This window comes from Pseudarthrobacter sp. NPDC059871 (assembly GCF_042731175.1).
Lineage (GTDB): Bacteria > Actinomycetota > Actinomycetes > Actinomycetales > Micrococcaceae > Arthrobacter.
This window is the reverse complement of sequence record NZ_JBHWJV010000012.1, coordinates 86,157-102,827: the sequence shown is the minus strand read 5'-3', so window position 1 is coordinate 102,827 and position 16,671 is coordinate 86,157. Positions and strand designations below refer to the sequence as shown.

Sequence of the window (16,671 nt, the reverse complement as noted above, 5' to 3'; positions counted from 1 at the left end):
AACTAACTGGACGTAGGATTTAGTTCAAGCTTCAAGTATTTCCGTTTCCGACTGCCGAGGACCCCATGACTGCTGTTGCCCACGCCCCGCTGCCGCACGCCGCCCTCCCCGCGGCCACCGTCCGCAGCCGCGTCACCGTCCCGCTTCGTTTCCCGGATGGCTATTCCACGACGGCGGAGATCCTCACCTTCGACGGCCTGGCGGACGGCAAGGAACACCTGCTGCTGGCTCTTGGGCCCTGGGAGCAGGCTCTCCTCAGCGGGCAACCGATGGTCCGCCTGCACAGCGAGTGCATGACCGGCGACGTGTTCGGCAGCGAGCGCTGCGACTGCGGCCCGCAGCTGCGGGAAGCTGCCGAAACCATCACGGGCGCCGGCGGTTTCCTCCTCTATCTCCGGCAGGAGGGCCGCGGCATCGGCCTGTACTCCAAGCTGGATGCCTACGCCCTGCAGGACCAGGGCTTGGATACCTACGATGCCAACCTCGCGCTGGGCCACGGCGAGGACGAGCGGGACTACTCCGCCGCAGCACAAATGCTGGAAGCACTGGGTGCCACCAGCATCCGGCTCCTGAGCAACAACCCGGACAAAGCCGGGCAGCTGACCGCTTTTGGTATTGGCGTCGGCGAAAAGGTACCCACGGGTGTCCACCTGTCCGCCGCGAACAGCCGCTACCTGGCAGCCAAACGTGACCGTACGGGCCATACCCTGGACCTGGATCATGACCCGCGCGTTGGACCGGGCCAAGGCACAGGTGCCGAACCCGCCGTCGTGCCCGGCATGGCGAAGGGCGCCGCGGAGGTGCCCGGCCATGAGGAAATGCTCGACCGTGTGGCGGCTTTGGTGCCCGCACTGCGGGCGGCGGCCGAAGAAACGGAGGGGCTGCGCCGCCTCCCGGATGCCACGGTTGACAACCTTGAAGCCGCCGGGGTCTTCAGGATCCTCGCACCTGCCGCGGTGGGCGGCTATGGACTGGGCGCGGAAACGTACGGCGAGGCGGTCCGCCGCCTGGCCCGGGGATGCGCCTCCACGGCCTGGACCGCAGGCCATCTCGCCGAGCATGCCTGGATGCTGGCCCGCTGGCCGAAACGGGTACAGGATGAGGTCTTCGCCGGCGGCGGGATGCCGCTCGCGGCCGCTACCAGCGCACCCGTCGGTGCTGCCCGGAAGGTTCCCGGCGGCTACGCGGTCTCGGGCCACTGGAGCTTTGCCTCCGGCATCATGCATTCGGAGTGGGCGCTGGTGGCCATCCAGCAGGACGGCCACCGGCTGCAGGCGCTGGTTCCCCTCGCCGACCTGGAACTGGTTGATGCCTGGCACACGGACGGGCTCCGGGGCACCGGCAGCAACGATCTGCGCGCCGCGGATCTGTTCGTCCCGGAATACCGGGTGATGGACTGGGCGCTACTCAGCGCGGCGGACAACCCGGGCAGCCTGATCCATTCCGATCCCCTGATCCACACCCCAATGGCCACACTGCTGAACCTGGTGGCCCCGGCGGCGGCACTGGGTTCGGCCGAATATGCGGTGGAACTCTTCCGTGACCAGCTGCTTGCGCCGAAGGTGAAGAACGGCGTCGACATCCGGCAGGCCGATTCCCCTCTGGCGCAGGCGCGCTACGCCCGGGCCGCCGGACTGCTGGCCTCGGCGCAACTGCACTGGGAGGCAGGGCTCTCCGCCGTGGCGGCCTCGGTGCAGCCGGTGTCCCGTGGCCTGCAGGCGCCAGGCCTGCCGGAGGGGGAGAGGGCCGCGTTCCGGCTCTCACTCGCCCTGAGCGCCGAGGCAGCGCAGGAAGCCGTAAGGGTGGTCCTCGCCGGTTCGGGCGGCAGCGCCCACCGGCTTAGCCATCCCCTGCAGCGCATCCAGCGCGACGTCGGCGTGCTGCTGAACCATCCCACCCTGGGCATCGATCCCATTCTTGAACAGGCAGGCCGTGGTTTGCTGGGGCTGGGCTTCACCGCTCCGTCCTTCTAGGGCCCCGGGTGGCGGCGGTATCCTGCCGCTGCCACCATTCCGGGTGGTTCCGTGGCAGGATCAGGTATGCCCCAGCGCCTTATGCTGCTCGACACTGCCTCGCTGTACTTCCGTGCCTTCTACGGCCTCCCGGACACCATCCGGCGCGCCGACGGAACGCCGGTCAACGCGGTCCGGGGCCTGCTGGACATGATTGCCCGGCTCACCACGGACTACCACGCCACCCACCTCGTTGCCTGCTGGGACGATGACTGGCGTCCGCAATGGCGCGTGGACCTAATCCCCACCTACAAGGCGCACCGGGTGGCCGAGGCCAAGCCCGGCGGCACCGACGTTGAGGTGGTGCCCGATGCGCTGGAGGCGCAGCTGCCAATGATCCGGGAGGCCCTGGAGCTTGCCGGCATCGCCATCGTGGGGGCAGCGCAGCATGAGGCCGACGACGTCATCGGCACCTACGCCACGCACGCGGCCATGCCCGTGGACGTCGTCACCGGGGACCGGGACCTCTTCCAGGTGTGCGACGACGAACGGCAGGTCCGGGTGATCTACACGGCGCGCGGAATGCGGAACCTGGAGGTCTGCACGGAGGAAACCATCGTGGCCAAATACAAAGTCCTGCCGCAGCAGTACGCCGATTACGCCACCCTCCGCGGCGACGCGTCAGACGGCCTGCCCGGCGTTGCCGGCATCGGCGAGAAGACGGCGGCGTCGCTGCTGCTCAAGTACGGCACCCTGGATGCCCTCCTGGCGGCAGCGGACACCCCCGACGGCGGCGTGTCAGGACCTGTCCGGGCGCGGCTGTCCGCCGCGGCCGCCTACCTCGAAGCAGCCCCCGCCGTCGTCCGCCTGGTGCGGGACCTGCAACTGCCCGCCGCGGAGGAGGCCGGCGCCATGCTGGAACCGGTGGCCGGCCGCCGGCGGGCGGAACTGGAACGGATCGCTACCGACTGGAACCTGGGCGGATCGGTCCGCCGGCTCCTGGATGCCCTGGACCTGCGGGGGCAGCCGGGCTGACCCCGCGCAGGCCCGGCGCCCGGGTTCCTGCCGGGCCGGGATCAGAGGCTCTTCAGCGCCCGTCCCAGCCGGGCCGCAGCCTCCTCGAGCCGGGGCACGGAAACATCGCCGAACGCAAAGCGGAGGTGGCGGTCCGAACCGGTGCCCGGCCCCGAAGCGAAGAACGAACCCCGCTGGTACTCGACGCCTTCGGCACTGGCCGCCGCCGCCAGGAGATCCGGATCGATGCCGGCGTCGCGCAGCCGCGGCCACAGGAAGAGTCCGCCACCGGGAAGCACGCTGTCGAACGCCCCGGGAGCCTCCCGGTCCAGTGCCGCGATCAGCGCTTCGGCCCGCGTGCGGTACAGCTCGCGCGCCCGGCCAAGGGTCGAATCGAACAGGCCCGGGTCCGCCGTCAGGGCTTCGCCCACTACCGCCTGCACCAGGGTGGAACTGTGCGAGTCCTGGCGGCTCCGCAGCGCCACGAGGTCCGGCAGCAGGCGTTCCGGTGCCACCAGCCAGCCCAGCCGCAGGCCCGGTCCCAGGGTTTTGGTGAAGGTGTTGATGTGGATGACGTGGTCCGAGTGATTGAAGGCATCCACGCTCTCCGGCCCGCCGGAATACCAAAGCTCGCGGTAGGGGTTGTCCGCCAGGACCACGAATCCGTAGTGCTCCGCGAGTCCGGCCAGCCTGTTGCGGGCCTCGGCGGGGAGTGTGCCCTGGGACGGGTTGTGGAAGTCCGGCACCGTGTACAGGGCAGAGGGCCGGGCGCCTTGGCGCAGTTTGTCTTCCAGTTCGTCCACGTCGATCCCGTGGGCACCGACTGTCACGGGCAGGGTCTGCGCTCCGGAGAGCTGCAGCCCGCGAAGGAACAGCGGGAAGATCGGGTTGTCCACGGCTACGAGGTCACCGCGCTCCACAACGGTCTGGATGCCGAGGGACAGGCCATGGAATCCGCCGTTGGTGATGATGATCCGCTCCACGGGCACGCCCTCGCGGTCTGCGATCCACTCGCGCAGGGGTGAAATGCCTTCGGTGCGGGAGTACTGCAGGGAGGGCAGGCCTGGCCTCGAGAGGACCCTTGCCGTGGCGGCGGCGAGCTCTGCCGCCGGAAGGACGCCGGGGTCCGGGACGCCGCCCAGCAGCTCGATGGCGTCCTCCCGCTTGTCCCGCAGGGTGGCATCACCAAACCCCTTGGGCGCGGTGAAGCCGGCGATCAGGGCGGGCTTCCGCAGCGATTCCGGGCCGGCGGTTGCGGTGGGGGTCAAAGTCATAGTGCTGCCTCTGCTAGTTTCGGGATGTGGCTGTGTTCGGCGGGAGCGGCCGCCACGGCAGGCGACGCCAGTCCTGAGGTGCCCGGGATGGCGTCCAGGAGCGCCCGGGTGTAGGGGTGCTGCGGCCGGTCGAAGACCTGGTCTACGGTGCCGTGTTCCACCACCTGGCCGCGGCGCAGCACTGACACGGTGTCCGCCACCTGCCGCACCAGGGCAAGGTCATGGGAGACGAACACGTAGGTCAGCCCAAGGTCCCGCTGGAGCCGGGCCAGCAGTTCGAGGATGCCGGCCTGCACACTGACGTCCAGCGCGGAGGTGGGCTCGTCCAGGACCACGACGTCGGGCCGGACCACCAGTGCGCGGGCGATGGCCACGCGCTGCCGTTGTCCGCCGGAGAGCTGGGCAGGACGGCGGTCCGCAGCGTCGTCCGGCAGGCCCACGGACTGAAGGGCATCGCGCACTCTGTCCGCGCGCTCGGCCGTGCTGCCCACTCCGAACCGGTCCAGGGGTTCGCGGACGATCCTGCCCACCCGCCACGTGGGGTCCAGCGATGTGAAGGGGTTCTGGTAGACCAGCTGCAGGTGGCGGCGAACATCGCGCAGGCCGGCCCGGGTAAGTCCGGCGGTGGAGTGGCCGCCCACCGTGATGGCGCCGCTGTCTGGCTGTTCCAGTCCAAGCAGCAGCCGGACAGCTGTGGTCTTGCCGGAGCCGGATTCGCCCACCAGGGCATGGGTTCGGCCGCGTTCGACGGCGAAAGAGACTCCGTCGACCGCGCGCACCTCCTTGCCTCGCGTCCGGAAGCTCTTGGTGACATCGGTGACCGCGATCTGTGCCGGCCTATCCGCGGTGCTGGCGTCCGCCGTCGTGCCGTCCTGTGTGGCGACGGCCTGTGAATCGCTGTCCTGCCTGGTGCGCTGGCTGCGGTACCGGTCGGGATTGAGCGCGGGAACATCGGCCTGCAGGTTGCGGGCGTAGTCCGTGCGGGGTGCGGCGAAGACCTGGGCTGAGGGGCCCTGTTCCTGGACGGCCCCGTCCTTGAGCACCACCAGCGTGTCGGCGCGTTCGGCGGCGATGGCGAGGTCGTGCGTGATGAGGAGCAGGCCGATGTCCAGCTCCTTCCGGAGATCGCCCAGCAGGTCCAGGATGAGCTTCTGGACCGTGACGTCGAGGGCCGACGTCGGTTCGTCCGCCACGATCAGGGACGGCCGCGGCAGTACCGTCAGGGCGATGAGTACCCGCTGGAGCATTCCGCCGGACAGCTGGTGGGGGTAGGAATCGTAGACGCGGACAGGATCGGGCAGGCCCACCTGGTCAAAGACCTCCAGGATGATCCGGCGGCGGGCGGCGGCGTCCCGTTCCCCGGTCAGTGCTGCGGCCTCGTGCGCCTGGGTGCCGATGCTGCGCACCGGATTCAGTGCCGAGCCGGGGTCCTGCGGGATGAACCCGAGCTGCCGGCCGCGCAGGGCGCGGAACTGCCGCTCCGGCAAGGACAGTACGTCAGTCCCGGCCAGCCTGACGCTGCCGCCCACTGACGCTTCGGCGGGCTGCAGCAGCCGCAGCACTGCCTTGGCGATGGTCGACTTTCCGGACCCGGATTCGCCGATCAGGGCCAGGCTTCCGCCGCGGGCCAAAGTGAACCCGACATCGTGGACCACCTTCCGGTCCCCGTAGGCGACGTGCAGGCCCTCGACGCTCAACAGCGGGGATGGCTTGGTTTCAGGCACTGTCGTGTCCTTTCCTCTGGTGGGTCCACCGGGGTTGGGGGCGCTCATTTGCTGTTCCTGAGCCAGCGGCTGATGCGGTTGATGGACAGGACCGTGGCTACGATCACCAGGGCCGGGGCGTAGACCAGCCAGGGCGCAGTGACGTAGGTCTTGCCCGAGGCCACCAGCAGGCCCCAGTCGGAGGATGGGGGCGGATCACCGTAGCCCAGGAAGGCGAGGGAGGCGATCACCAGGATGGACGTTCCAAACTGCAGCACCGCCAGCACCAGCACCGAACGGTAGGCGTTGGGCAGGACGTGGGTCAGCAGCGCCTGGAGCCTGTTGCCGCCCTCCAGGTAGGACGCTTCCACGAACGCCGAGCGGCGGACCCGGATGACCTCCGCACGCATGAGCCGGGCGAAGACGGCCACGGCGGATACTCCGGTGGCGATCGCTGCGTTGATGGTCTGGAATCCCAGCGAACTGACGATCACCACGGCCAGCAGGAAGCCGGGGATGGCCAGGAGCACGTCCACGAACCTGCCGAGGGTGGCATCGAGCCACCCGCCGCGGAAGCCGCTGGCCAGGCCGATGGCGCTGCCCACCACCAGGCCAATGGCCACGGCAACCAGGGCGCTGGTGACCGAGGACGCTGTTCCGTAGACCACCCGCGCGTACTGGTCCCGGCCCAGGTAGTCGGTGCCGAACCAGTGCTGCAGGCTGGGCGCGTCGAGCTTGCTGCCGGTGTCCCCGTTCACGGGGCTGTACCCGGTGAACAGTGAGGGCAGCAGCGACCACAGCACCACGACCAGGATGACGAGGAAGGACACCAGCACCGTGGGCGGGATGCCGGGCCGGCTGCGGAGCGTTGCCGTCCCGGCGCTGCGAAGACGGGCGAAATTCAGGTCCGCACTCATGCGTTGGCTGCCTCTCTGACGTTGACCCGCGGGTCGAGCAACGGGGTAAGGAGGTCCGCGGCGAGGTTGACCGCCACAAAGACCACCGCGGAAAGGGACACCACCGCCTGCAGGACCGGCTGGTCCTCGCCCGTGACGGCTTTCTGGACCACGGTGCCGATGCCGTCGCGGCCGAAGATGGTCTCGGTGATGACGGAGCCGCCCAGCAGTTCGCCCACGATGAGGGCCACCATGGCCACTGAAGGCAGGGCCGACGGCTTCACCAGGTGCCGGGCGAACAGTTGCGCTTCGGCGAGGCCACGGGAGCGGGCCACGAGTGCGTACTCCTGGCGGGATTCATGGTCCAGGCTGGCAATCAGCACTTCGGCAAGCGGCGCTGATACCGGGATGGCGAGGGTGACGGCCGCGAACAGGGTTGCGGTGGCGCTGTTCGGGTCAGTGGTGGTGAAGGAGTGCAGCCGGAACGCGAAGAGCTCGATCAGGACCAGGCCGATCACGAAGTTGGGCACGGACAGGAAGAAGGACGGGATGGAGCGCAGGATGCCGGCCCACCTCTGCGGAGCGTAGTGCGCGCCATAGGCGATGGCGACGGCGAAGACCACGGCGATGGCCAGGGCCGTGGTGGCCAGCGTGAGCGTTGACGGCAGGGCGTCACCCACGATCTGGGCCACCGGCAGGTTGGACTGAAGGGAGAATCCCAGCTCGCCGGTAAGGAAGCGGCCCAGCGACAACGCCAGCTGGACGAGGACCGGCTGGTCCAGCCCGTAAAACTCCACAATCCGCTGGATGTCGGCTTCACTCAGGCCGGACTGCGGGTCACGCAGCGAGTTGGTGATGGCGTCACCGGGCAGGACGCTGATGACCAGGAACGTCAGCACGTAGGCCAGGAGCACCACCACCGCCGCCTGCCCGGCCCGGGCAAGGGCGAAGCGGCCATAGCCTCTGGTCACTTGGCGACCCAGGCAGTGTAGAAGTTGGCGTACGCCAGGCCGTTGTACTGGACGCCCTTGACCGCCGGCGAGATGAGGTACAGCCGCTGTACCAGCTGGTTGAGGGGGATGAAGTAGCCCTGCTCCAGCACGTACTGCTGCAGGTCGCCGGCGATCTTTTCGCGGGATTCCCGGTCAGACGCGCTGGCGATGGCGGTGGACAGTTCGTTGAGCTTCTGGTCGCTGGTGCCCAGGTTGAACCAGTTTTCACCGTTGTTCTGGCTGGTCAGCACGCCGGCCACCGTTCCCACGTCCACGAAGCTGCGGGAGGTCTGGAACAGCGGCGGCCGGCTGGCCTGGATGGCGGCGTAACCTGCCACGTCCACCACCTTGAGGTTGACCTTGATGCCGATGCGCTCCAGCTGCTGGGCGATGAGCTCGTCCTCGGCCTTGGTGGAGGGAACGTACGGGTTGGGCGTGAGCGGGAATTCGAGGACCTTGCCGTCCTTCACGCGGAACCCGTCGGGCCCGGGCTTCCAGCCGGCGTCGTCCAGCAGCTTCTTTGCCTTGTCCGCATCAAAGGCGAAGGCGCTGCTGTAGTCGCCGGCCTCCGGGACGTTGCCCTGGATGAAGGTGGTGGCCGCGTCCCAGTCCTCTGTGTAGACGGTGTTGCGGATCTCCTCGCGGTCGATGCCGTGCTGGATGGCCTGGCGGACGCTGGGATCGTTGGTGGGGAAGGCCTGGGTGTTGACCTGGAAGCCGTCCACGAAGCCCAGGTACTTGGGTGTTCCCACGGTGAAGCCCTGCGCTTTGAGGGACTCGATTTCCTGCGGTTCCACGTTGAAGGCGACCTCGGCCTGGCCTGACGCCACCGTGGAGGTCCGCACCGACGTGTCCTTGATGACCTTGTAGGTGATGGTGTCCAGCCGCGCCGGGCCCGTGTGGCCCAGGGCGGCGGGCCCCCAGTTGTAGTCCTTGCGCTTCTCCAGCACGTAGGAGTCGCCCTGCTTCCAGGACTTGAGGACGAACGGGCCGCTGCCGATTTCCTGTGCCAGGTCCGCCTGGGCGTCCACCGGCAGGGCAAGGGTCTTGGGGGACAGCAGGATGCAGCCGTGGTAGGCGAGTGTGGCGATGAAGCCCAGGGCGGGGGAGGAGAAGGAGACCTTGACCGTCTTGGCGTCGGCGGCTTCGGCGCTGACGAAGTTGCTGGACGGGAAGAGGCCCACCTTGCTGACGCCGCGGTCCGGGGCGCCCTTGGCCCAGGCGTTGAGGTTGGCCACGACGGCGGCCGCATCCAGGGGCGTCCCGTCGGAGAAGGTCACTCCGTCCTTGAGGTGCAGGACGAAGTCCTTGGCCCCGTTGAGTTCCTCCCAGCTGCTGGCGACCCAGGGGCTGAGCTGGCCCTTGTCGTCGACGTAGACCAGCTTGTCGGTGATCTGGCCCCAGAGGTTGCCCTCGTAGCTGGAAATGGATGTCTTGCTGGAGACCCAGCCAGTGTCGTAGCCCTGGATGAGGAAGGTGATGTTTCCGCCGTCAACCGGGGTGCCGGCGTCGGAGGAGCTGGTGGCCGCGGGGCCTCCGCATGCGGTGAGGACGGCGGAGCCGGTGATGGCGGTGATGCCGGCGAGGAAGACGCGGCGGCGGAATTCGATGGGGGTCATGGGAGTTCTCCTGGGTGGAAGTGGTGGGAGCCCGCTGGGCTAGATGGCTTTGCCGGGGTTGAGCAGTGCGTGCGGGTCCAGGGCTGATTTAATGGCGTGCTGCGCCTGGCGGATCCGCGGGGACAGTTCCAGCGCGGCCCAGTCTTGTTTGATGCTGCCGATGCCGTGTTCGCCGGTGACGGTGCCGCCGAGCGAGAGTGCCACGCGGACCAGTTCGGTGGCGGCCTCCTGCAGGGCCGCCGGCGGCTGCGCGGGGTCGTCGCCGGGCTGTTTGTCGAGCGTGATCAGCGGGTGGAGGTTGCCGTCACCGGCGTGCGATACGGCCGAGATGTCCACGCCGAAGCGTGCTTCCAGGGCCGGAAACGCTGCGTAGACCTCAGGCAGCCGGGACTTCGGGACGGCAATGTCCTCGCCGATGTACCACTTGTCCTGCGGGAGGCCGCGGCCGCTGCGGCGCAGCTCCCAGAGCCGCACGCCGTCGTCGTCCGATTCCACGGTGACCCGCCCGCCGGCGGCGGTGAGCGCCGCAGTAAGGTCGGCGGACTGCGCCTCGATGCCGTAGCCGTCGAGTTCGATCAGGATCAGCGCGGCGCCGCGGCCGCGGAGGCTGGTGCCGGAATGGCTGTCGATGTTTTCCAGGCTGGGGGTATCGAAGAACTCGATGGCCGCGGGCCGGACCGGGGAGAGGGTGATGGCGGAGAGGCCCTTGGCGCCGGCTTCCGTGCTGTCGAAGAACGCCGTGACGGTCTTCCGGGCCACCGGGATGGGCCGCAGCCGGACGGTGGCCCGGACCACGATCCCCAGGATTCCCTCCGAGCCGACAAACAGCGAGGTCAGGTCCAGGCCGGTCACGCCCTTGATGGAGCGGTGCCCCACGCTGACCAGGCTGCCGTCAGCGAGGACGACGTCGAGGGCCAGGACGGATTCACGGGTCACGCCGTACTTGGCGCACCTCAGCCCACCGGCGTTGGTAGCGATGTTGCCGCCGATCGACGAGATATCGAAGCTGGCAGGATCAGGGGCATAAAACAGTCCGTACGGTGCGAGGCGTGCGTTCAGGTCAGCGTTAATGAGGCCCGGCTCCACTACGGCAACTTCGTCGAGCGGCGAAACCTCGATGACAGCTGTCAGCCGTTCCGTGGACACCACCACCTGGCTGGCTTCGGCGGTGGCGCCGCCGGACAGGCCGGTACCGGCGCCGCGGGGAACCACCGAAACTCCCAATTCAGCGGCCAGCCGCACCACCTGCTGCACCTCACCGGCGCTGGCGGGGAAAACGACGGCGGGACCATCCGCGCCGGCGTCAGGCCCGGCGGTTTTCGCCGTCGCGGCGTCGTAACGGTAGCGCCCGGTTTCCGGTGCCGGCGCCAACACGTCGATGTCCGGGTGGCGGGCGGACAGTTCCAGGACGAATGAGTCCACGGCCCGTTGCGGATGGGTGGGGCGCAGCCGCGCTTCGGGTTCTGCTGATGTCATGCCGGATCTCTTTCGGGGTGGGTGCATGGCGGAAGAATGTGACAGGAGGGGGAAGGGGAATTTTCCCGGAGCGTCATTTTCCAATTCGGTTCTAAGGGAAATTAGCTTTGTTGGCCCCTGTGCCGCGAACCTGGACGAAACCGGAATAAACAAAACGAAATTGCAGGACATGCGGATCAACGGGCGGTAAGAAACTGTCATGAACGGCGTAACAGTCCCGCCAGATGACGCCGCGGGTACCGGCGTGAAGCCGCGTTGCGGAGCGCGTCAGTGCATTGCGGCGGTGCTTGTCGAATTGATTTGGGTAGTGGTTTGGTGAGGTAACGATCCAAACGAGAGGCCACATAATGACAGCCACATCAGATCTTGCCCCCCGCCGGCTTCGCGATATTTTTGGAACCTTTGCCAGCGGGCTGACGGTAATTACCAGCTCAACTCCGCAAGGGCCGGCGGGCTTTACCTGCCAGTCGTTCGCATCCCTGTCGCTGGAACCCGCGCTGGTCACGTTCAGCCCCGCCCGAACCTCCAGCACGTGGCCCGTCCTGCGGGACGCGGGCTCGTTCACGGTGAACATCCTGCCGGCCGAACACCAGCACCTCGCCGGACAGTTTGCCCGCTCCGGAACGGACAAGTTCGCCGGGGTCAGCCACACGTCCTCGCCCCTGGGCAATCCCATCCTTGACGATGCCCTCGCCTGGATCGACTGCGAACTTCACGCGGAGTACGACGGCGGCGACCACACCATCGTGGTGGCCAGCGTCCGGCACCTGAGTGCCCGGACGGACGCCGAGCCGCTCCTGTTCTTCAAGGGCCGGTACGCCGGACTTTCGCCGGTCCGCCTGCTCGAAGCCGCCAGCTGACCACCCACTTCCGCTTCGGGATGACGGCGCCGTGGGCGGCCGTCTCCGGCCGGGTCGCGGCGTGGTCCTGGTCCGGTTCCCTGCAGGGTTCTTGCATCCGCACCGCCGAGTAGTAAGCTTGCTGAGCATTACCGTAAGCTTGCTGATTAGCGGACGAGGGAAGCAGGAACAATGGGCGCAGTATTCGGCGTTGCCTGGTCACTGATGCTCACAGCCGGAGGAGCAGCCGTTGCCGCGTCCGCCCCCTATGGCGATGCGGCACCGGGCGGACAGTTCCTGGCCGGCCACGTGCTGTTGGGCGTCGGCATCGGACAGCTGGCAGCGGTCCTGTTGCGCGCCACGGTGCAGGTGGTGCTCCGGCGCCTTCGTGCTGCCACCCCGCCCGGCCCACAGGCAGTTGCCGGGGCGGATGCCGCTCTGCGTGACACCGCCGGAGCCCCTGTTCCGGCGAGGGTTTCCACCCTGCCGATGCGCCCTGCTGCATCTTTGGCCCCGCTCCGGGGCCGGCATGCTGCCTGAGTTGCTGCCCGGCGGGGAAGGCCGCGCCGCCGTTCCCGTTGCCCCGTCATTGCCAACACGGCGCCCCAGCCGCCTGTCGCGCTCCACTCTGATACGAAGCGGCATCGCCGTCCTGCTCGCTGCAGGCCTCACGGCCGCCTCCCTGGCGGTCTACCAGGGGCAGCAGGCCGGCGACACTGACCAAGCCACCTTGCGGGGCTTCCAGATCCGGGTCCTGAGCATCAGCCAGGCTGCAGCGGAAAACAGGCTTGAAGGCGCACTGGCGGCGCTGCAGGGGCTGGAGGACGACCTCGACCGTGCTGCCCTCGACGGCCGGATCACCGCGCCAAGGCTGCGCGGCATCGAGAGTGCCCTGGGCGCCGTGCGGGCCGACATCAGCGGACAACTGGAGTCCCGGGCTGCGGTGGCCGGTACCGCCGCTGCCGCCGGGACAGCCCCCACAGCGGACGCCACCACGTCCGCTGACGGCACGCCAACATCCACTTCCGCGGACGCCGGAGCCGTGCCGGCACCTGCCCCTGCGGCACCTGCTCCTGCCGCGCCGGCACCCGCACCGGCCGTGCAGCAGCAGCCCGGCCCTCCGCCCGGCGTCATAGCACCCCAGGGCAAAGCCAAGGGCCACAACAAACCCTGACCCGTACGCCGGGACCACCCCGCAGGAACGCAGGGGACGGTACCGGAGGCAGAATGGACAGGTGAGTTTGTCCGCCGGTCCGCCCGCCACCCCTGATACCCAGCCCTTTGACCTCGCCGCCATCGGCGCGGACCTGGCGTTCGCACAATCCCTCCCGGAACTCCGGAAGGCGCTCGACGCCGGCGGCCCGTCAGCCGCCGCGGTGGTCCAGGCCCCTCCCGGCACCGGCAAGACCACCATGCTGCCGCCGCTGATGGCCAACCTGGCCGGCGGAGCGGGCCGCGTTGTGGTAACCCAGCCGCGCCGCGTCGCAGCCCGTGCCGCCGCACGGCGGCTGGCCGCCCTGGATGCCAGCCCCCTGGGCGGCAGGGTGGGCTACACCGTCCGCGGCGAGCGCCGGGCCGGAGCGGAAACCCTCGTCGAGTTCGTGACCCCCGGCATCCTGCTGCGCCGCCTGCTGGCCGATCCCGGGCTGACGGGCGTGGCCGCCGTCGTGCTGGACGAAGTCCACGAACGGGGCCTGGAAACGGACCTGCTGGTGGGAATGCTCGCCGAGGTGCGCCAATTGCGCGGCGACCTGCAGGTGGTGGCCATGTCCGCCACGGTGGAGGCCGCTCGGTTCGCGGCCCTGCTGGGGGACCCCGACGCCGGACGGCCCGCTCCCGTGGTGGACTCGCCGTCGGTCCTCCACGCCCTGGAGGTCCGCTGGCATCCTGCCGCGGCTTCCCGGCTGGACGACCGCGGCGTGACGCGCGCCTTCCTTGACCACGTTGCCACCACTGCAGCAGAAGCCACGATGCACGCCCTGCGCACGGAGGCTTCGGCCGATGCGCTGGTATTCCTTCCCGGCGCCCGCGAGGTGGCCCACGTGGCGGCCGGACTGCGGCACCGGCTGGGCGCTGCAGTGGACGTCCTCGAACTCCACGGCCAGGCCGGCCCTGCCGAACAGGACAGGGCAGTCTCGGGCCGCCTGCCGGGCGGTAAACCAAGGATCATCGTGTCCACGGACCTTGCCGAATCGTCGCTGACGGTACCCGGCGTCCGCCTGGTCGTCGACTCCGGCCTGGCCAGGGAACCCCGGCGCGACGCTGCCCGCGGCATGGCCGGCCTGGTGACAGTGTCCTGCGCACGCGCCTCGGCGGAGCAGCGGGCGGGCCGTGCCGCGCGGCAGGGGCCAGGCACCGTGGTCCGCTGCTACAGCCAGCAGGCGTTCGGTGCGGCGCCCGCACATGCCACCCCGGAAATCAGGGTGGCGGACCTGGCCGGTGCCGCCCTGACCCTGGCCTGCTGGGGTTCCCCCGGCGGCCAGGGCCTGGCGCTGCCGGACGCGCCGCCGCGGCAGGCCATGGACGAGGCCATGGAAGTGCTGCGCGAGCTCGGCGCCGTCACCCAGGACGGCCATGCCACCGCCACGGGCCGGGTCCTCGCGGAAATCCCGGCAGATCCCCGGCTGGCCCGGGCACTGCTCGACGGCGCCGCGGAGGTGGGTGCCCAGGCGGCCGCCGAAGTGGTGGCGGCCATTGCCGGGGACCAGCGGGCGCCCGACGCCGACCTGCCGCGGCTGCTCGGCAGGTTGCGTACGGAGGCGGGCCCGGCCCAGCGGCGGTGGCACGAGGAGACCCGGCGCCTGGAAGCACTCGCCCGCCGGCACGGTTCCAACGCCGCAGGACGCAACGCGGCCGGACGCACCGGCCCTGCCGCCGGCGAGGCGCCGGGCGCCGTCGTCGCGCTGGCATACCCGGACCGGGTTGCACGCCTGGTGCCCGGCGACGGCCCTGCCCGTTACCTGCTGAGCTCCGGGACCAGGGCCGGACTCCCGGCGGGCAGTTCACTGGGCGGCCATGAATGGCTCGCGGTCGCGGAGGTGTCGAGGGCCGGTGGGCGGGACGCCGCGGGCACCGGGGCAGTGATCAGGTCTGCGGCGCCGCTCACCGCAGCGCAGGCCGAGTCCGCCGCCAGCCACCTCCTGGCCGAAGCCGTTGAGGCTGAGTTCCGTCAGGGGCGGGTCACGGCACGGAAGGTGCGGCGGCTTGGTGCCATCGTGCTGTCAGAAACCCCTGTCCTGCCCACCCCGGAGGCGGGCCGTACAGCGGTCAGCGCGGCCCTGCGCCGGGACGGGCTCGGCCTGCTGGAGTGGTCGACGGCGGCACGCGACCTTCGCGGGCGCCTCGCCCTCCTGCACCGCGAGCTGGGCGCACCGTGGCCCGATGTTTCGGACGTCGCGCTCCTGGAGCGCCTCGACGAGTGGCTCGGACCGGAACTCCAGGCACTCGCGGAAGGGGCCGCCGTCGGGCGCGTTGACTTGGCCGGGCCGCTGCGGAACCTGCTGCCCTGGCCGGACGCGGCACGGTTCGATGAGCTGGCGCCCGAATGGCTTGAGGTCCCCAGCGGATCAAGGATCCGGGTGGCCTACCCGGTCCCCGGAGAGGAAACCACACGGCCTGTGGTGGCCGTGAAGCTGCAGGAGTGCTTCGGGCTGGCTGAGTCACCGCGGCTGGCCGGCGGGCGCGTTCCGGTCCTGTTCCACCTGCTGTCCCCGGCACGCCGGCCGCTGGCCGTCACCGACGACCTCACCTCGTTCTGGTCCGGGCCGTATGCCCAGGTCCGGGCCGAGATGCGCGGCAGGTATCCCCGGCATCCGTGGCCCGAGGACCCCTGGGCTGCTCCGGCCACCGCACGGACCAACCGGCGGAACTGAGGCGCTTGCCCAAGGCGCACGGGTGCGGAGACGGCTGCGTGAGAACAACGATACAAAGCCGAAACGTCCCGTCGACGTGCTGAAACATCCCTTGCCTAGGCTCTTTCCTACGCGGACAGCGTGGTCCGCACCACCTACGGAAGGACTCACCATGTTTCTCTTGACCAGCCTCAACCTCCTGCTGGATGGCCGCCGCAACGACGCCGGCGGACCCCGCAACACCGAATCCGGCAGGTTCCCGGCGGGCCGGCTGACCTCTGCAGCGTGGGAGGGCTGGTGGCACGAAGACGCCGCTTAGCAGGCGCCGTGCCAGGGCGTTATCAGCCGCCGGATCTGATGAAATCCGCCACCGGTGCCGCCAACGAGGCACCAACCTGGTCTGCGGGCCGTTTAGCCCCCGCTACCGCAAAGGAATGGTCGCCGCCGTCCACCCACTGCAGGACCGCCGTCGGGCCGATCCTGGCCACCACGTCCTCAAGGAGGGCGGCAGTGGCAAAGGTGTCCCGGCTGCCCTGCAGGAACAGCATGGGAGTGGCCAGGCCGTACAGGTGTTCGTCGCGCAGCTTCTCCGGCTTGCCCGGCGGGTGCAGCGGGTAACCCAGGTAGACGAGGCCGGCCGCCGGCATCCCCTCCGCCACGGCCATTGACGCCATCCGGCCGCCAAAGGATTTGCCGCAGGCCCACACGGGGCCCGTGTCACCGTGGACCGTTGCCTGCTCCGCGGCGGTGTCCATGACGGCCCGCCAGGTGGCGATGGCCAGCGGCGGGCGGTCCGGAAATTTACGGCCCGCTTCACGGTAAGGGAAGTTGAACCGGAGCGTGGCCAGGCCCAATACGTTCAGGGCATCGGTGAACCCGCGCAGGAACGGGTGCTCCATCCCGGCGCCGGCACCGTGCGCCACCACCACAGTACATACGGGGCCCGCCGGGCTGTCCGGGCGGGCATAGTCGGCGGAGACGGCGGTATCGCCCACCGGGATGGACAGGTGCTGATCGGTTGCGGGCATGGATCCATCATGCCGGACCTGGCAGGT

14 protein-coding genes are annotated in these 16,671 nt (G+C 69.5%); 7 read left to right on the top strand and 7 right to left on the bottom strand.

Annotated features, from left to right (window positions below):
* Nucleotides 1–65 precede the first annotated feature (65 nt).
* Nucleotides 66–1,973 (top strand): GTP cyclohydrolase II RibA, encoded by a 1,908-nt coding sequence (gene ribA, locus ACFV4R_RS16535; RefSeq protein ID WP_377203435.1) that lies wholly within the window; start codon nt 66–68, stop codon nt 1,971–1,973.
* A 66-nt stretch (nt 1,974–2,039) separates the two neighbouring features.
* Entirely contained in the window at nt 2,040–2,987 is a 948-nt protein-coding gene (locus ACFV4R_RS16530) for a 5'-3' exonuclease H3TH domain-containing protein (RefSeq protein WP_377203436.1), read from the top strand.
* A 41-nt stretch (nt 2,988–3,028) separates the two neighbouring features.
* Here the strand turns inward: ACFV4R_RS16530 and ACFV4R_RS16525 are convergent, their stop codons facing one another.
* Genes ACFV4R_RS16525 through ACFV4R_RS16500 form a run of 6 tightly spaced genes read right to left on the bottom strand, consistent with a single transcriptional unit; the run spans nt 3,029 to nt 10,926 of the window.
* Complete coding sequence (locus ACFV4R_RS16525) at nt 3,029–4,240, bottom strand: PLP-dependent aminotransferase family protein (RefSeq protein ID WP_377203437.1); 1,212 nt, start codon at nt 4,238–4,240, stop codon at nt 3,029–3,031.
* Nucleotides 4,237–6,012, bottom strand: a complete 1,776-nt coding sequence (locus tag ACFV4R_RS16520) for a dipeptide ABC transporter ATP-binding protein (RefSeq protein ID WP_377203438.1) — start codon at nt 6,010–6,012, stop codon at nt 4,237–4,239. Before ACFV4R_RS16520 ends, ACFV4R_RS16525 begins: the two co-directional genes overlap by 4 nt.
* On the bottom strand, nt 6,009–6,860 hold the full coding sequence (locus ACFV4R_RS16515; RefSeq protein WP_377203439.1) for an ABC transporter permease: 852 nt from the start codon (nt 6,858–6,860) through the stop codon (nt 6,009–6,011). Before ACFV4R_RS16515 ends, ACFV4R_RS16520 begins: the two co-directional genes overlap by 4 nt.
* A complete protein-coding gene (locus ACFV4R_RS16510; RefSeq protein WP_377203440.1) occupies nt 6,857–7,810 on the bottom strand; it encodes an ABC transporter permease in 954 nt (317 codons plus the stop codon). Before ACFV4R_RS16510 ends, ACFV4R_RS16515 begins: the two co-directional genes overlap by 4 nt.
* Nucleotides 7,807–9,450 (bottom strand): ABC transporter substrate-binding protein, encoded by a 1,644-nt coding sequence (locus ACFV4R_RS16505; RefSeq protein WP_377203441.1) that lies wholly within the window; start codon nt 9,448–9,450, stop codon nt 7,807–7,809. Before ACFV4R_RS16505 ends, ACFV4R_RS16510 begins: the two co-directional genes overlap by 4 nt.
* Before the next feature lie 39 nt (nt 9,451–9,489).
* A complete protein-coding gene (locus ACFV4R_RS16500) occupies nt 9,490–10,926 on the bottom strand; it encodes an FAD-binding oxidoreductase (protein WP_377203442.1) in 1,437 nt (478 codons plus the stop codon).
* 347 nt (nt 10,927–11,273) lie between these two features.
* Here ACFV4R_RS16500 and ACFV4R_RS16495 point away from each other — a divergent pair, with 347 nt between their 5' ends.
* The 5 genes from ACFV4R_RS16495 to ACFV4R_RS16475 all read left to right on the top strand — a co-directional run bounded on the left by ACFV4R_RS16495 (nt 11,274) and on the right by ACFV4R_RS16475 (nt 15,935).
* Complete coding sequence (locus ACFV4R_RS16495) at nt 11,274–11,786, top strand: flavin reductase family protein (RefSeq protein ID WP_056078865.1); 513 nt, start codon at nt 11,274–11,276, stop codon at nt 11,784–11,786.
* A 171-nt stretch (nt 11,787–11,957) separates the two neighbouring features.
* Complete coding sequence (locus ACFV4R_RS16490; RefSeq protein ID WP_377203443.1) at nt 11,958–12,305, top strand: hypothetical protein; 348 nt, start codon at nt 11,958–11,960, stop codon at nt 12,303–12,305.
* On the top strand, nt 12,295–12,939 hold the full coding sequence (locus ACFV4R_RS16485) for a hypothetical protein (protein ID WP_377203444.1): 645 nt from the start codon (nt 12,295–12,297) through the stop codon (nt 12,937–12,939). Before ACFV4R_RS16490 ends, ACFV4R_RS16485 begins: the two co-directional genes overlap by 11 nt.
* A gap of 67 nt (nt 12,940–13,006) precedes the next feature.
* Entirely contained in the window at nt 13,007–15,637 is a 2,631-nt protein-coding gene (hrpB, locus tag ACFV4R_RS16480) for an ATP-dependent helicase HrpB (protein ID WP_377203510.1), read from the top strand.
* 151 nt (nt 15,638–15,788) lie between these two features.
* A complete protein-coding gene (locus ACFV4R_RS16475; RefSeq protein ID WP_377203445.1) occupies nt 15,789–15,935 on the top strand; it encodes a hypothetical protein in 147 nt (48 codons plus the stop codon).
* Between the two features lie 22 nt (nt 15,936–15,957).
* Here ACFV4R_RS16475 and ACFV4R_RS16470 read toward each other — a convergent pair whose 3' ends face one another.
* A complete protein-coding gene (locus ACFV4R_RS16470) occupies nt 15,958–16,644 on the bottom strand; it encodes an alpha/beta family hydrolase (RefSeq protein WP_377203446.1) in 687 nt (228 codons plus the stop codon).
* Nucleotides 16,645–16,671: the final 27 nt, after the last annotated feature.

Coding starts and splice junctions, on each gene's coding strand:
- ACFV4R_RS16520 (WP_377203438.1), bottom strand. CDS start 6,012: ATGAGCGCCCCCAACCCCGGTGGACCCACCAGAGGAAAGGACACGACA.
- ACFV4R_RS16495 (WP_056078865.1), top strand. CDS start 11,274: ATGACAGCCACATCAGATCTTGCCCCCCGCCGGCTTCGCGATATTTTT.
- ACFV4R_RS16500 (WP_377203442.1), bottom strand. CDS start 10,926: ATGACATCAGCAGAACCCGAAGCGCGGCTGCGCCCCACCCATCCGCAA.
- ACFV4R_RS16490 (WP_377203443.1), top strand. CDS start 11,958: ATGGGCGCAGTATTCGGCGTTGCCTGGTCACTGATGCTCACAGCCGGA.
- ACFV4R_RS16525 (WP_377203437.1), bottom strand. CDS start 4,240: ATGACTTTGACCCCCACCGCAACCGCCGGCCCGGAATCGCTGCGGAAG.
- ACFV4R_RS16475 (WP_377203445.1), top strand. CDS start 15,789: ATGTTTCTCTTGACCAGCCTCAACCTCCTGCTGGATGGCCGCCGCAAC.
- ribA (WP_377203435.1), top strand. CDS start 66: ATGACTGCTGTTGCCCACGCCCCGCTGCCGCACGCCGCCCTCCCCGCG.
- ACFV4R_RS16530 (WP_377203436.1), top strand. CDS start 2,040: ATGCCCCAGCGCCTTATGCTGCTCGACACTGCCTCGCTGTACTTCCGT.
- ACFV4R_RS16470 (WP_377203446.1), bottom strand. CDS start 16,644: ATGCCCGCAACCGATCAGCACCTGTCCATCCCGGTGGGCGATACCGCC.
- ACFV4R_RS16505 (WP_377203441.1), bottom strand. CDS start 9,450: ATGACCCCCATCGAATTCCGCCGCCGCGTCTTCCTCGCCGGCATCACC.
- ACFV4R_RS16515 (WP_377203439.1), bottom strand. CDS start 6,860: ATGAGTGCGGACCTGAATTTCGCCCGTCTTCGCAGCGCCGGGACGGCA.
- ACFV4R_RS16485 (WP_377203444.1), top strand. CDS start 12,295: ATGCTGCCTGAGTTGCTGCCCGGCGGGGAAGGCCGCGCCGCCGTTCCC.